13 protein-coding genes and 1 riboswitch are annotated in these 14,678 nt (G+C 41.1%); of the genes, 11 read left to right on the forward strand and 2 right to left on the reverse strand.

Annotated features, from left to right (window positions below):
• Positions 1-53: 53 nt before the first annotated feature.
• A complete protein-coding gene (gene yfkAB, locus ACVIJU_RS04660) occupies positions 54-1,175 on the reverse strand; it encodes a radical SAM/CxCxxxxC motif protein YfkAB (RefSeq protein ID WP_063386763.1) in 1,122 nt (373 codons plus the stop codon).
• A 169-nt stretch (positions 1,176-1,344) separates the two neighbouring features.
• Positions 1,345-1,450: riboswitch (SAM riboswitch) on the forward strand.
• A gap of 78 nt (positions 1,451-1,528) precedes the next feature.
• On the opposite strand from yfkAB, the gene ACVIJU_RS04665 reads away from it, so the two are divergent.
• From ACVIJU_RS04665 to mtnA, 6 genes are all read left to right on the forward strand, one after another.
• A complete protein-coding gene (locus ACVIJU_RS04665) occupies positions 1,529-2,752 on the forward strand; it encodes a 2,3-diketo-5-methylthiopentyl-1-phosphate enolase (protein WP_144598483.1) in 1,224 nt (407 codons plus the stop codon).
• Positions 2,749-3,438 carry a 2-hydroxy-3-keto-5-methylthiopentenyl-1-phosphate phosphatase gene (locus tag ACVIJU_RS04670; RefSeq protein WP_186439276.1) on the forward strand — a complete coding sequence of 230 codons (690 nt, stop codon included), beginning with the start codon at positions 2,749-2,751 and terminating at the stop codon, positions 3,436-3,438. Before ACVIJU_RS04665 ends, ACVIJU_RS04670 begins: the two co-directional genes overlap by 4 nt.
• Positions 3,435-4,082 carry a methylthioribulose 1-phosphate dehydratase gene (locus ACVIJU_RS04675; RefSeq protein ID WP_063386760.1) on the forward strand — a complete coding sequence of 216 codons (648 nt, stop codon included), beginning with the start codon at positions 3,435-3,437 and terminating at the stop codon, positions 4,080-4,082. The genes ACVIJU_RS04670 and ACVIJU_RS04675 overlap by 4 nt, the downstream gene beginning before the upstream one ends.
• A gap of 22 nt (positions 4,083-4,104) precedes the next feature.
• Positions 4,105-4,635, forward strand: a complete 531-nt coding sequence (locus ACVIJU_RS04680) for a 1,2-dihydroxy-3-keto-5-methylthiopentene dioxygenase (RefSeq protein ID WP_063386759.1) — start codon at positions 4,105-4,107, stop codon at positions 4,633-4,635.
• Positions 4,636-5,305: 670 nt separating this feature from the next.
• Complete coding sequence (gene mtnK, locus ACVIJU_RS04685; RefSeq protein WP_144598482.1) at positions 5,306-6,583, forward strand: S-methyl-5-thioribose kinase; 1,278 nt, start codon at positions 5,306-5,308, stop codon at positions 6,581-6,583.
• The gene (gene mtnA, locus ACVIJU_RS04690) at positions 6,543-7,604 is read left to right on the forward strand and encodes an S-methyl-5-thioribose-1-phosphate isomerase (RefSeq protein WP_144598481.1); all 1,062 of its coding nucleotides are present in this window, start codon (positions 6,543-6,545) and stop codon (positions 7,602-7,604) included. The genes mtnK and mtnA overlap by 41 nt, the downstream gene beginning before the upstream one ends.
• 66 nt (positions 7,605-7,670) lie before the next feature.
• Here the strand turns inward: mtnA and ACVIJU_RS04695 are convergent, their stop codons facing one another.
• Positions 7,671-8,453: a carbon-nitrogen family hydrolase gene (locus ACVIJU_RS04695; RefSeq protein WP_456687324.1), complete on the reverse strand. Its 783-nt coding sequence runs from the start codon at positions 8,451-8,453 to the stop codon at positions 7,671-7,673.
• Between the two features lie 87 nt (positions 8,454-8,540).
• Here ACVIJU_RS04695 and ACVIJU_RS04700 point away from each other — a divergent pair, with 87 nt between their 5' ends.
• From ACVIJU_RS04700 to rlmD, 5 genes are all read left to right on the forward strand, one after another.
• The gene (locus tag ACVIJU_RS04700) at positions 8,541-9,704 is read left to right on the forward strand and encodes an aminotransferase class I/II-fold pyridoxal phosphate-dependent enzyme (RefSeq protein WP_456687325.1); all 1,164 of its coding nucleotides are present in this window, start codon (positions 8,541-8,543) and stop codon (positions 9,702-9,704) included.
• 147 nt (positions 9,705-9,851) lie between these two features.
• A complete protein-coding gene (locus ACVIJU_RS04705; protein ID WP_456687326.1) occupies positions 9,852-11,396 on the forward strand; it encodes a fumarate hydratase in 1,545 nt (514 codons plus the stop codon).
• Positions 11,397-11,519: 123 nt separating this feature from the next.
• Positions 11,520-12,317: a delta-lactam-biosynthetic de-N-acetylase gene (pdaA, locus tag ACVIJU_RS04710; protein ID WP_327856984.1), complete on the forward strand. Its 798-nt coding sequence runs from the start codon at positions 11,520-11,522 to the stop codon at positions 12,315-12,317.
• A gap of 59 nt (positions 12,318-12,376) precedes the next feature.
• Positions 12,377-13,267, forward strand: a complete 891-nt coding sequence (locus ACVIJU_RS04715; RefSeq protein ID WP_339230087.1) for a DNA-3-methyladenine glycosylase family protein — start codon at positions 12,377-12,379, stop codon at positions 13,265-13,267.
• Positions 13,264-14,658, forward strand: a complete 1,395-nt coding sequence (gene rlmD / locus ACVIJU_RS04720; protein ID WP_456687327.1) for a 23S rRNA (uracil(1939)-C(5))-methyltransferase RlmD — start codon at positions 13,264-13,266, stop codon at positions 14,656-14,658. The genes ACVIJU_RS04715 and rlmD overlap by 4 nt, the downstream gene beginning before the upstream one ends.
• Positions 14,659-14,678 lie beyond the last annotated feature (20 nt).

The following is a 14,678-nucleotide window of genomic DNA, read 5'->3' on the forward strand; positions in this document are numbered from 1 at the left end:
AAAAGGGCGGGCGAAAGGCAAATATATTGCCGAAAGAAGCCCAAGCCCTTTTATTATATGCGCGCTTTTCTTTTTGTAAAATCTAAGTCTCGGTAATAACTATTTTTCACTAAAAGATTCGGTCCAAGACACGCTACGTTTGGACAATGGCAATTCAGCTGTTGGGCAATCGGGGATTGCATCCATTTTTCATAGGCTGATAAAAGAGTATCTTTTTTGATGTTTCCAAGCGGCGGTACATCGCCGAAATCTGTCACAATAATGTCCCCTGTAAAAATATTGACATTGAGACGGGATCTGCCGTCAGGGTCATTTCGAACAGTCACGTTTTTGCTTTCTCTCAATCGCTTCAGCAATGCTAAATCTTCCTCATTGTCGCTGCAAGCGTAAAACGGGAGTGTTCCAAACAGCATCCACACTGATTCGTCGCGGATATCCAAGAGCTTATGAATTGCTTCGCGTATCTCATCCAAGCTGAGCGTTTCAAGATTGCTAGCGAAATCACTTGGATACATTGGATGCACCTCATGGCGTTGACATTTCATTTCGTCTACAATTTGTCTATGGATTTTTTCAAGATGAGGAACCGTCCGTTTATTCAGCATCGTCTCCGCTGAAACAATTACTCCCGCTTCAGCCAGAGCTCTAGAGTTTTCAATGATTCGTTCAAAATATTTTGCGCGTTCTTTATATGGAGGCTTCTTTTTCATCATTGCAAATCCGGCTTCAACAAAATCATCGACTGTTCCCCAGTTATGGGAAATATGCAAAACATCTAAATACGGGATAATTTTTTCATAGCGTTTCAAGTCCAATGTTAAATTGGAATTGATTTGGGTTCGTATCCCGCGTTCATGTGCGTATTTTAAAATGGGAACGACATAATTTTCCACAGATTTTATCGAAAGCATCGGCTCCCCGCCGGTAATCGAAAGGGATCGCAATGTCGGCACTTCGTCTAGCCTTTTTAAAAGTAAATCGAGCGGCAGCCCTTCAGGATCTTTCGGAGATAAAGTGTATCCTACAGCGCAATGCTCACATCGCATATTGCAGATTGTAGTGGTGGTAAATTCTATATTTGATAATGTTAATTCACCGTATTCCTTCATATCTAAATAAGCTTCCCAAGGGTCATAGGAAGGAGTAATCTTTTTGAGGGTTGTATAAGTTTCCATAAAAATCATTTCTCCTTTAATTAAACTGCACCATTAAATAATTGTAGCATGCCATCAGAAAAATGTAAGCGAATTTGAATCGAATATGATGTAAAAAAGTGTTGACAGAGGGGAAGGATAGTGGCATAATCCAAGTAACCGAATAAGAATTATAAAGTTAATAATAAAACTCTTATCAAGAGCAGGTGGAGGGATGAGCCCAATGAAGCCCGGCAACCGACTCATATGATGAGCACGGTGCTAATTCTCCCAACAGAGATGTTGAAAGATAAGAAGTTGTTTTGACAAAAAACCTCTTCTTATTGAAGAGGTTTTATTTATATAAAAAAATCTGAATGAAGAGGATTGAAAAAATGGGTCACGTAACAGCAGTATACCAAATCATTGCGAAACGAGAAGATTTAGAAAAAAAAGCAGAAGGCATTGCTCTTGGATTAACGGTAGGTTCGTGGACTGACCTTCCTCTTTTAGTGCAAGAGCAGTTAAAAAAGCATAAAGGACAAGTGGTTGAGATAAAAGAAACAGGCGAGGATCCATCCTCCGGCAAAACGATTGCACAGCTTCACATTCGCTTTCCGGGAGAAAACTTTTCTAAAGACATTCCTGCCATCTTAACGACAACTTTTGGAAAATTATCACTAGATGGAGAAATAAAATTACTAGATTTGCAGTTTGACGATGAGATCTTTCGGTATTTTCCAGGTCCTCGATTTGGAATTCAGGGGTTACGAGAAAAACTTGGCGTTTACGACAGACCGTTAGTGATGAGCATCTTTAAAGGTGTAATTGGACGTGATATGGATTACCTTCTTGCCCAATTGCGGGAGCAGGCTCTCGGGGGCGTCGACTTAGTAAAGGATGACGAAATACTTTTTGAAAATTCGCTCACATCATTTGAAACAAGAATAAAGGAAGGCAAAAAAGTTCTTGATAACGTGTATCAAGAAAAAGGGCACCGAACTTTGTATGCGGTCAATTTGACGGGAAAAACATTTGAATTGAAAGATAAGGCAAGAAAAGCAAAAGAATTAGGTGCCGATATTTTGCTATTTAATGTTTTTACATATGGCCTCGATGTGCTGCAAGCATTAAGGGAAGATGATGAAATCGCCCTCCCAATTATGGCTCATCCGGCGTTTAGCGGATCGTTTACTTCATCCGAAAAATATGGGCTCTCTCATTCCTTATTGCTTGGAAAATTGATAAGAATTGCTGGAGCAGATTTTTCGTTGTTCCCTTCACCATATGGCAGCGTTGCATTGGAGCGTGACAAAGTTTTAAAAGTGAAAGAAGAATTGGTGAAGGAATCAGTTTTAAAACCAGTTTTTCCTGTTCCATCTGCTGGCATTCACCCGGGTCTTGTTCCCATTTTAATTCATGATTTTGGAAAAGATTGTGTCATTAATGCAGGAGGCGGTGTTCACGGTCACCCGCAAGGTGCTCAGGGTGGAGGAAAAGCTTTCCGTCAGGCAGTTGACGCTGTTTCCCGGGGTGTTCCCCTTAATGAAGCAGCTGAAGACATAGAATTACAAGAAGCAATTCGGCTCTGGGGATGGAAGGAGGCACCGTCCAATTGAAGCCAGTAATATTTTGTGATTTTGATGGAACGGTGACAAAAAAAGATAACATCGTTAGCATCATGAAGCGTTTCGCTCCAAAAGAGTGGGAGCAATTGAAGGATGGCGTCCTTTCCCAGTCGATTAGTATTCAGGAAGGAGTCGGCAAGATGTTTGCACTTCTTCCATCTTCTTTAAAGGGTGACATCATTCACTATATTTTAGAAACTGCAGAAATAAGGGAAGGATTTCGCGACTTTGTTCATTATGCGAAAAACATGAACATTCCTTTATACATTGTCAGCGGCGGAATCGATTTTTTTATTAAACCGCTGTTGCAGCCTTTTGATTCTATTACCGCACTGTTTTGCAATAAAGCGGATTTTAGCGGAGAAACGATCACCATTCATTGGCCTTATACGTGTGATGAAAAGTGTCCCAACCAAAATTGTGGGTGCTGCAAACCGACAATTATTCGGCAAATTGCAAATGCTGACACTCATTCCATCATCATCGGGGATTCCGTCACAGATTTAGAAGCCGCGAAGATTGCAGATACAGTTATTGCACGTGATTATTTATCAAAAAAATGTCAAGAATTTTCTATTCCTTATCAATCTTTCGAAACATTTTACGACTGTATTGACATTTTAGAGAAGACAATAAACAAAACAAATTTCATAGAAGAAAAAGGTGGCGCAAAATGAGTGTCGTTTTAACTCGTGTTCATGAGCTTGCGGAGATTAAAGAGGAGCTTGCTGCGAGGGATTGGTTTATGGGGACAAGCGGCAATTTAGCCATAAAAGTTCAAGATTCCCCGCTTCAGTTTCTTGTGACCGCAAGCGGTAAAGACAAACGAAAAAAAACGAAGGAAGATTTTTTGCTTGTAGATGGAGAAGGAAATCCTGTAGGCGCAACACAGCTGAAGCCTTCGGCAGAAACGCTGTTGCATTGCGAAATATATAAAAGAAGCAAAGCCGGCTGCAGCCTGCATGTACATACGGTTGCAAATAATGTCATCTCCGAACTTTATGGTGACGCTGGGAAAATTGTATTTCAAGGACAAGAACTGATAAAAGCGTTTGACCGCTGGGAGGAAGATGCAGAATTACAGATTCCGATTATTTATAATTATGCCCATATTCCTACATTAGCAAGCACTTTGGGCGATTTCGTGAAGGAGGATAAAGGGGCAGTTCTTATTCGCAACCACGGAATTACTGTATGGGGAAAAGATGGCTTTGAAGCGAAGAAAATTTTAGAAGCTTGTGAATTTTTATTTCAGTATCAGCTTGCTCTTATTCAAGCAAAAGCCGGTCTCCTTGCGAGTACAGGAGCTTTAAATAATTAAACATTTTAAGGAGGTATTTTACATGACAACGATTAAAATTCAAGGAACAAACGAAGTTATCAGCAATCAAGAGGAAGTGATTTCATTTTTAAATCAACAAGGTGTTATTTACGAGCAATGGGATATTGCCAAATTACCAGAGCATTTAAAAGAGAAATATCTTTTAAATGATGAGGAAAAACAAACGATTTTACAATCTTTTGAAAATGAAATTAAAGATATTTCAGCAAGACGCGGCTACAAAGCTTGGGATGTCATTTCTTTAGCAGATCATACGCCAAACCTTGAAGAGCTGCTGAAAAATTTTCAGCGTGAACATCATCATACAGATGATGAAGTGCGCTTTATTGTAAGCGGCCATGGAATTTTTGTTATTCAAGGACAGGACGGGAAATTTTTTGAAGTGCATCTTAATCCGGGAGACCTTATTTCTGTTCCAGAGGGCAGACGCCACTATTTCACATTAGCTGATGACCGAAAAGTTGTTGCGATCCGCATCTTTGTGACAGAAGAAGGCTGGGTGCCAGTTTACGAAAAAGAAGAAGTAAATTAAGTTTACAAAAAATTTATGAAAAAGCGGCTTTAAACATTCACAGCTGCAAGCTTAACATCATCTTTTTCATATAACTGGCTGCTCTTCGGATACACAATTCATCCAGCTCAGTGAACAATGTTCCTGAATGCAAAGAAACTATGAAAATACCACAGCGGCTGCTGACCCGGTTTTAATAGGTTTACACATTTTTGCGAAGAAGCTTGCAGCTAAAAGAGCACCACAAAAATAGGCTTGTCTTATGTTACAAGAGGATATAGTTTCACTTGAAAACCAAGTAAACACAGATAATTTATCAAGTATTATGGCGGGATGGGGAAAATCAAGAATAAATGATGCAGATTTATATTTTTAGGAAGGGGCTGTCTTAGAAAGACAAAATCCACTGAAAACGAAACATCATAAGCATTGATATATCAACGTTTCTAAAACATTAAAGGGGCGTCTATAAGCCGGAAAATCGACTTATAGACAGCCCCCTCTATTTAATGGATGCGGCGGCTGCTTTGGATCTAGAAATCCGAATCCATTTGGAGCATTTGCCGAAATCGGCTTTTACAAGCAGGTGACGAAGTGGTCTTGTAATAATGTCGTCCCCATATTGTGAATGGATATTATGAAAGACTCTTTTTTCACTTTATGACAAACAAAGATAGAGGAGGGAATTTTTTTGAAGGATTTTACAACATATTTTACGATGACTGAGCAAGATGTCATCGAATATGTACAGAAAAAACTCGATATTTTTGAACAAAACGCAGAATTGGAATGTCGAGAGATTGGCGATGGCAACTTAAATTATGTATTTCGTGTCGTTGATCAAAATAGCGGCCAGTCTGTCATTATTAAACAAGCTGGTCCGGTTGCGCGTATTTCAGACGCCTTTAAAGTTTCGCCAGATCGCAATCGGATTGAAAGCGAAGCATTGAAGCTGCAAGGGGAATTAGCGCCTGGATTTGTACCTAAGGTTTATTCGTATGATCCGATTATGAATTGTTGTGTGATGGATGATCTATCTGACCATGAAATTATGAGGACAGCTCTTTTAAAACATAAAAAATTTCCTTTGTTTGCCGACCATATTACAACGTTTCTTGTCAACACCTTATTGCTTACTTCAGATGCCGTTATCGATCATAAAGAGAAGAAAGCATTGGTGCAAAAATTTACAAACCCAGAATTATGTGAAATAACAGAAGATCTCGTGTATACAGAACCTTTTTACGATTGTGAGCAAAATGATGTATTTCCAGAAACGAGAGAATTCATCCGTGAAGAAATTTGGAATGATTCAAAGCTTGCATTGGAAACAGCTAAACTGAAGTTTGATTTTATGACAAAAGCACAGTCCCTCCTCCACGGCGACCTTCATACCGGTTCCATTTTTATAAAGGAAGATTCAACAAAAATAATCGATCCTGAGTTTGCTTTTTATGGACCTGCTGGGTTCGATATTGGGAATGTGATTGCAAACCTTATTTTCGCCTATGTAAATGCAAGCTTTACAATTGAAGATCAAGAAACAAAGGAAGACTACTTGCAATATATTCAACAAACAATCTCAGACGTAATAGAGCTGTTTACAAAAAAATTTTTACATGCTTGGGATGAGAATATAAAAGAAAGAACTGCAAGTGCACCTAGTTTTAAAGAATGGTATTTAAATTCCATCCTTGAGGATGCCTCAGCCGCTGCTGGACTTGAATTATGCAGAAGAATTATTGGGATCGCCCATGTAAAAGACATCACGTCAATTGAAAATAAAGAATCCCGAGCTTTGGCTGAAAAAATTTGTTTAACAGCTGGTAAAACCTTTATTCTTGAACGGGCAAACATTCGTACAGGCGACGACTTTGTGAATGTTTTATTACAAAGTGTCCGCAAATTTATTGAAGGGGAAAAGTTTTATGACAGCAGTAAAAGCCATTCAATCCGTACAACTGGATGATGAAAACAATACGGTGATCATACTCGACCAAACGCTATTGCCGAATGAGAAAGTATTTCTGCATCTTTCTACTCCAGAAGAAATATGGGAGGCCATTTACCATCTGAAGGTTAGAGGAGCGCCTGCGATCGGAATTGCTGCTGCATTCGGTGTTTATTTAGGCACGAAGCAATCAAAAGCGTCGACTTATGAACAGCTTTTGGATGATTTTCAAAAAATCAAACAGTATTTGGCTTCATCGCGGCCGACAGCAGTGAATTTATTTTGGGCTTTAGATCGCATGGAGGATAGACTCAAAGTAGAAAAAGACAAAAGCATCGAGGAAATTAAAAACGCACTGAAGGAAGAAGCAGAACATATCCGTAATGAGGATGAGCAAGTCTGTTATTCGATCGGGGAGCATGCCCTGTCATTATTAAAACCCGGCTGGGGTCTTCTGACCCATTGCAATGCAGGAACAATTGCGACGGCGAGATATGGGACTGCGTTAGCTCCCATCTACTTAGGCCAAGAAAGAGGCTACCATTTCAAAGTTTTTGCAGATGAAACAAGACCGCTTCTTCAAGGTGCACGTCTAACTGCATGGGAATTGCAGGAAGCTGGTGTGGATGTAACGTTAATTTGTGACAACATGGCATCCATTGTGATGAAGGAGGGAAAAGTACAAGCGGTTTTAGTCGGGTGTGATCGAGTTGCCGCAAACGGAGATACTGCCAATAAAATTGGAACTTCCGGAGTGGCAATCTTAGCAAAATATTATGGAATCCCGTTTTATGTTTGTGCTCCGCTTTCAACAATCGATTTAGATTGTTCGACAGGGGAACAAATACCGATCGAAGTGAGAAAAGCAGAGGAGATCACGTCAAAATGGTATGAAAAACCGATGGCGCCGGAAAATGTGCAAACATATAATCCGGCATTCGACGTGACCGATCATGAACTCATTACGGCAATTATTACAGAAAAAGGGATTGCCTATCCACCCTTTACCAAAAGTTTAAAACACATGAAAAGCGTTTAATTGCCTTTTCATACAAAAACCCCTTAAAAGGGAATGCTTTCACATTCTTTTAAGGGGTGTAAAATTTTATTCGAAATATAATTCCGGACGTCTGTCTTGAAAAATAGGAATGGTTTTTCTTACACGGTCAATTTCTTGAAGATCCAGTTGGGCGTAAAAAATTCCTGCATCTGTTTGATCATGAACAAGAAGCTCGCCCCAAGGGGCAATGACCATTGAGTGTCCATTAAATTCATTATTTTGATCCGCTCCGACCCGGTTTACTGCTACAACAAACATTTGATTTTCAATTGCCCGTGCTTGGAGAAGCAATTGCCAATGGTCAATTCGCTTTTTCGGCCATTCGGCAGGAATGAACATAATGTTTGCACCTTTTAATGCATGGGTGCGAATCCATTCCGGAAAACGCAAATCATAACAAATAACACCACCGCAAGTGATGCCGTCCAGCTCAAATATATTTACTTTTTGACCGGCACTCATAAATTTATGCTCATCCATCAATTTAAACAGATGGGCTTTGTCGTATTCAGCGGTGATATTTCCGAATCGGTCGACAACGTACATGGTATTAAAAAATTGTCCGTTTTTTTTCGTTGCAACTGAACCGCCGACAATATTGACATGATATGTTTTAGCAAGGGATGTCAGCAGCTCAATTGTTTTTTCTCCATTTTTGTCTGCAAGCTCATCAAGCTGATCAAGGGCGTATCCTGTATTCCACATTTCAGGCAAAACAATTGTATCCGCTTGATGGTTTGCTGCTTCTATTATATTTTTTTGAGCGATTTCATAGTTTTGGTCCGGTTCGCCTAAAATGATATTCATTTGTATACAAGCAACTTTCATGATTTTCAGCCCCTAGACATTTTTATATAAAGACTATAGAATTTTTATGATAATTTCAACTATTTTTATAAAAAAAGGTGGATTAGAGTGGAGATTTCAGAACGTTTAAAAAAGCTTCCAACACAATTTTTCTCTGCCCTTGTGAAAAAAGTGAATAACGCTGTAGCCGAAGGAAGAGATATTATTAATTTAGGACAAGGAAATCCTGACCAGCCGACTCCCCCGCATATCGTCAAAGCGCTGCAAACCGCAGCAGAAGACCCGAAAACACATAAATATTCACCATTTTCAGGTCTGATCGAGTTAAAACATGCGGCTAGTGAATATTATAAGAAACAATACGGTGTCGATATAGATCCGGAAAAAGAAGTGGCGATTTTATTCGGTACGAAAACTGGACTTGTTGAATTGCCGATGTGCCTATTAAATGAAGGAGATCTAATGCTATTGCCCGACCCGGGTTATCCAGACTATTTATCAGGCGTTGTTTTAGCCGGGGCTCAATTTAAAACGTTCCCGCTGTTGGCAGAAAATCGGTTTTTACCTGATTACAACGCCATTCCGTTGGAGGATAAAGAAGCGGCAAAATTGATGTATTTAAACTACCCGAACAATCCGACAGGAGCAACGGCCGATCTTAAGTTTTTTGAGGAAACGGTTACGTTTGCAAAGAAGCATCGAATTTCCGTTGTCCATGATTTTGCGTACGGTGCGATCGGCTTTGACGGCAAAAAACCGACCAGCCTTCTTGAAGTGGAAGGAGCTAAGGACATCGGCATTGAAATGTACACATTGTCGAAAACCTACAATATGGCCGGCTGGCGTGTTGGATTTGCTGTAGGGAACCAGAATATCATTGAAAGTATTAATCTTATTCAAGATCACTTATATTGCAGCCTTTTTCCAGCAATACAATTAGCAGCAGCTGCCGCATTAACAGGCGATCAGTCGTGTGTAGAGGAGCTTGTCTCCCTTTATGAAAACCGCCGAAATACGTTTATCAATGCTATTCGGCAAATTGGCTGGAACGCTCAAGCTCCGAAAGGATCATTTTTTGCCTGGCTCCCTGTTCCGAAAGGATTTACTAGCGAAGAGTTTGCCGATTATTTGCTTGAAAAAGCAGATGTCGCCGTTGCGCCAGGAAACGGCTTCGGACAATATGGAGAAGGATACATACGCGTTGGTTTATTAGTTGATGAGAGCAGGCTTTTAGAAGCGGTTGATAGAATTCGCAAACTGAACCTTTTTTAACTGCTGCAATGAATGTTGAAACCCTCTCCTTATCCCCCTAAAAAAATGATCAGCACGTGAATGCCTTTCCAATCAAAATTAAAAGAAGTATAATAAAAATTGTGTTAAGTGGGAGTTTTTTGACTGAATGTAAGGGGGATAAGCGGGATGGAAAAATTATATGAGAGTATGTATCAATTAATTGTGGAAACGTCTACAAAATTGCCGAAGGATGTCCGCCGCGCTATTTTGAAGGCGAAGCAGCGTGAAAATGCTGGTACAAGAGCTGCGATGTCGCTTGCCACGATAACCGAAAATATTAAAATGGCAGATGAAAATGTATCGCCGATCTGCCAAGATACCGGATTGCCGACATTTAAAATTAAAGTGCCAGTCGGTATCAATCAAATTCAAATAAAGGAAACAATAAAAAAAGCGATCGCTCAAGCGACGAAGGACGGGAAGCTTCGCCCGAACTCGGTTGATTCGCTCACTGGAGAAAATTCCGGCGATAACTTGGGCGAAGGGCTTCCAGTCGTAAAATTTGAACAATGGGAAAAAGATTATATCGATGTTCGCTTAATATTAAAAGGCGGCGGCTGCGAAAACAAAAATATTCAATACAGCCTGCCGTGCGAACTAGAAGGATTGGGAAGAGCCGGCAGAGATTTGGATGGAATCCGCAAATGTATTTTGCATGCGGTATATCAAGCACAAGGCCAAGGATGCAGCGCAGGATTCATTGGAGTTGGAATCGGCGGAGACCGTTCAGCGGGGTACGATTTAGCGAAAGAACAATTATTCCGCGAAGTCGATGACGTAAATCCGAACGAAGAATTGCGGCAATTGGAAGAATATATTATGGAAAATGCAAACAAGCTTGGCATCGGAACGATGGGATTTGGCGGGGAAACCACTTTATTAGGCTGCAAAGTCGGCGCAATGCACAGAATTCCTGCAAGCTTTTTTGTTTCTGTCGCATACAACTGCTGGGCATTCCGCCGTTTAGGTGTGCATATCGATCCAAATACGGGTGAAATCATAAAATGGCTTTATCAAGATGGAGAAGATGTTGATTTTCAGGAAAATGCTGCACAAGAAGAACATGCAGCATCAACGGACTCTGAAAGACGTGTCATCACGCTGCAAGCGCCAATTACAGAAGAACAAATCCGCGAGCTGAAAGTCGGCGACGTTGTTCGCATCAACGGAATCATTTACACAGGAAGGGATGCCATCCATAAATATTTAATGGATCATGATGCGCCGGTTGATTTAAACGGTCAAATTATTTACCACTGCGGACCTGTCATGTTAAAAGATGAAAACGGCAATTGGGAAGTGAAAGCGGCCGGGCCGACCACTTCCATTCGCGAAGAGCCTTATCAAGGGGAAATTATGAAAAAATTTGGCATCCGTGCGGTAATGGGCAAAGGCGGCATGGGGCAAAAAACGCTGCAAGCTTTAAAAGAGCATGGCGGAGTATACTTGAATGCGATTGGCGGTGCTGCTCAATATTATGCGGATTGCATCGAAGCGGTTGAAGGTGTTGACTTGCTGGAGTTTGGAATTCCAGAAGCTATGTGGCATTTGCGCGTAAAAGACTTCACGGCCGTTGTCACAATGGATTCACACGGCAACAGCCTGCATGAAGACATTGAAAAATCGTCATTAGAAAAGCTTTCTCAATTTAAAGAGCCGGTATTTAGCTAAATATTAAACTCAATGCCATAGCCAGATGATTGGCTATGGTATTTTTTTGAAATCAAGATGGAGCATAATTCCTAAAAACGGATAAAGACTAATAGTAAAAATAATGGAAAGGAGATTCACAGCTTGAATTATTTCCGGATTTTATATTGCTCTGTCTTGTTATTTTTTTCTTTTTTTAGCTGCGCCTCTGCTGCTGTCAGCAATCACCCGATTCATTGGGGTTTTCAAAAAAACAATAATCATCAGCCTCCTGATGCCGGGAAAGAATGGAATGAACTTTTAAATAAATATGGAGCGTTTTATTTAGGAGATCCCAGCAAAAAAGAGATTTATTTAACGTTTGATAATGGCTATGAAAACGGCTATACATCGAAAATTTTGGACGTACTGAAAAAGCACGATGTACATGCGACGTTTTTTGTAACAGGCCATTATTTAAAAACAGCCCCTGATCTTGTAAAGAGAATGGTGAAAGAAGGGCATATTGTCGGCAATCATTCATGGAGCCACCCTGATATGACGACAATAAGTGCTGATAAAATAAAGAAGGAGCTTGATGCCGTCAGCGACAAAGTAAAGGAGCTTACAGGCCAAGAAGGAACAGTATATGTGAGACCGCCAAGGGGCATTTTTAGCGAACGCACACTTGCATTGTCCGAAAAATACGGTTATCGCAATATTTTTTGGTCGCTTGCATTTGTCGACTGGAAGGTGAATGAACAAAAAGGCTGGCGATATGCATACGACAACATTATCAATCAAATTCATCCGGGCGCGATCATTTTGCTGCACACCGTATCAAAAGACAACGCTGATGCGCTTGATGAAGCGATTAAAACTTTAAAACAGCAAGGCTATACTTTTAAAAGCTTAGACGATCTAGTGATGGAGAAAATGTTTGAAAGTCCATTTCTTTATTAATAGAAGCGGATTATGTGATATAATAGCTCCGAAAAAATACGATAAAGGTCGGTAAAAACATGTGGAATGTGACGATAAAAGCGGCGCCGCCGTATGACTTCGACCGCGTGTTAGAGCGCCTTTCACTTGATCCGTTGAACAAGGTGGACGTGCACAAGCGAACCGTCCTTGTTCCTCTTTATAGTGAAAAAGAAGAACCTTTTGTTGCCGCTGTAAAAGCAATCGGATCGAAGGAAAACCCAGTATTTGAAATATCAGGGGAACAGGATGAACAAAAAGAACGAGCCATCCATGAGCTGACACGCATATTTCAATGGAAGAATTCGCTTAAAACCATTCAAGATCATTTCCTGCAATCCAACCTTGCTCCGCTTTTTCAAGAGCATGAAGGGACGCCGCTCGTGTTAGATTTTCATCCGTATGCTTGTTTAATGAAATGCATCATTCATCAGCAATTAAATTTATCATTTGCCTATCAATTGACGACCGCTTTTGTGCAAACTTTTGGTTTTCAAGTAGATAATGTATGGTTTTATCCCAAACCGGAAACAGTATCCAAATTGAACTATGAAGATTTGCGGGCGCTGAAATTCAGCATGAGAAAAGCGGAATATGTTATTGATACCTCCAGATTGATTGCAGAAGGAGCACTGCCGCTTCAGGCCTTCCATGAATGGAGCGATGATGACATTATGAAAAAATTGGTTCAAGTGCGCGGCATCGGCCCGTGGACGGTGCAAAATTTTCTTTTATTTGGGCTGGGCAGGCCGAATCTGTTTCCTGCTGCTGATATCGGCTTGCAAAATGCGATCAAGCATTATTTTCAACTGGAAAAGAAACCGACAAAAGAAGAAATGGAAAACTACAGCCGCGAGTGGGTTCCTTATTTAAGCTATGCAGCTTTTTATTTATGGCGAAGCATCGAAAAGAGACGGGGAGAAGCGAAATGAAGATAAAAAATAGACCGGCATCTGTGACGATTCAAAAGGGACAGCAATTTCCGCTGACCATTAAGCGGCTTGGCATTAACGGAGAAGGTGTCGGGTATTTTAAGAAACAAGTTGTCTTTGTCCCGGGAGCTTTGCCCGGGGAAGAAGTGGTCGTTCAAGCAGAGAATATTCAACCAAATTATGCAGAAGCCGTTATTAAAAAAATACGGAAAAAATCCCCTCATCGTGTGAAACCGCCCTGCATCTATTATGACCGATGCGGAGGCTGCCAATTGCAGCATTTGCAATATGAACAGCAGCTTGCTGCCAAACGGGACATTGTCATTCAAGCGCTTGAGCGCCATACGAACCTAGAGGTTGACGCCCTCGACATCCGTCCGACAATCGGTATGGACGACCCTTGGCATTACCGCAATAAAAGTCAATTTCAGCTCGGAAATGAAAAACAGCAAGTGATAGCAGGCCTGTATGGTGCGAATTCACACAAGCTTGTTCCAATTCACTCTTGCATGGTCCAGCACCCGCTGACAGATAAAATTACCCAAACGGTAAAACAAGTACTGGAGGATTTTCACATCCCGATTTACCATGAGCGAAAACGGACGGGCATCGTTCGCACAATCGTCGTACGCGCCGGAGTTCAGACGAACCATGTGCAAGTCGTCCTCATTACAAAAGCGGAAGAATTGCCGCGAAAAGAACTGATTGCAGCGGAGATCATGAAGCGCGCGCCGGAAGTAAAATCAGTCATGCAAAATATAAATGGAAGCAAAACATCGTTGATTTTCGGCGACAAAACGGTTTTGTTAAAAGGTGAAGAAGTCATCCAAGAAACATTGGGCGACCTTTCCTTTGAACTATCCGCCCGCGCTTTTTTCCAGCTTAACCCGGTGCAAACGGTCAAACTTTATGACGAAGTCAAAAAAGCAGCAGGTTTAACAGGAAGCGAAAAAATCGTAGATGCCTATTGCGGCGTCGGCACGATCGGCTTGTGGCTGGCAAAGGATGCAGCAGAAATCAGAGGAATGGATGTCATTGAAGAATCCATCCGCGACGCGAAAAAAAACGCCGAAAAACACGGGATCAAAAATGCAACATATGTCACAGGCAAAGCAGAAACATGGATGCCAAAATGGGCAAAAGAAGGCTGGCGCCCAGATGTTGTCGTCGTCGACCCTCCCCGCACCGGCTGCGACCGAGCGTTTCTCAAAACAATCAAAAAAGTGAAGCCAAAACGATTCGTTTACGTCTCATGCAATCCGTCCACCCTGGCAAAAGACATTCAATTTCTTTCCAGCTTGTACAAAGTCGAATACATCCAGCCCGTCGACATGTTTCCGCACACGGCGCATGTGGAGTGCTGCGCGTTGCTAGGGATTGGGATACGCTAAAGGCTGCGGAATCTAAAGGT

The organism is Aeribacillus sp. SP014 (assembly GCF_054055575.1).

Coding starts and splice junctions, on each gene's coding strand:
- ACVIJU_RS04665 (WP_144598483.1), top strand. CDS start 1,529: ATGGGTCACGTAACAGCAGTATACCAAATCATTGCGAAACGAGAAGAT.
- mtnA (WP_144598481.1), top strand. CDS start 6,543: ATGACAGCAGTAAAAGCCATTCAATCCGTACAACTGGATGATGAAAAC.
- ACVIJU_RS04695 (WP_456687324.1), bottom strand. CDS start 8,453: ATGAAAGTTGCTTGTATACAAATGAATATCATTTTAGGCGAACCGGAC.
- ACVIJU_RS04680 (WP_063386759.1), top strand. CDS start 4,105: ATGACAACGATTAAAATTCAAGGAACAAACGAAGTTATCAGCAATCAA.
- yfkAB (WP_063386763.1), bottom strand. CDS start 1,175: ATGGAAACTTATACAACCCTCAAAAAGATTACTCCTTCCTATGACCCT.
- ACVIJU_RS04715 (WP_339230087.1), top strand. CDS start 12,377: ATGTGGAATGTGACGATAAAAGCGGCGCCGCCGTATGACTTCGACCGC.
- ACVIJU_RS04675 (WP_063386760.1), top strand. CDS start 3,435: ATGAGTGTCGTTTTAACTCGTGTTCATGAGCTTGCGGAGATTAAAGAG.
- rlmD (WP_456687327.1), top strand. CDS start 13,264: ATGAAGATAAAAAATAGACCGGCATCTGTGACGATTCAAAAGGGACAG.
- ACVIJU_RS04705 (WP_456687326.1), top strand. CDS start 9,852: ATGGAAAAATTATATGAGAGTATGTATCAATTAATTGTGGAAACGTCT.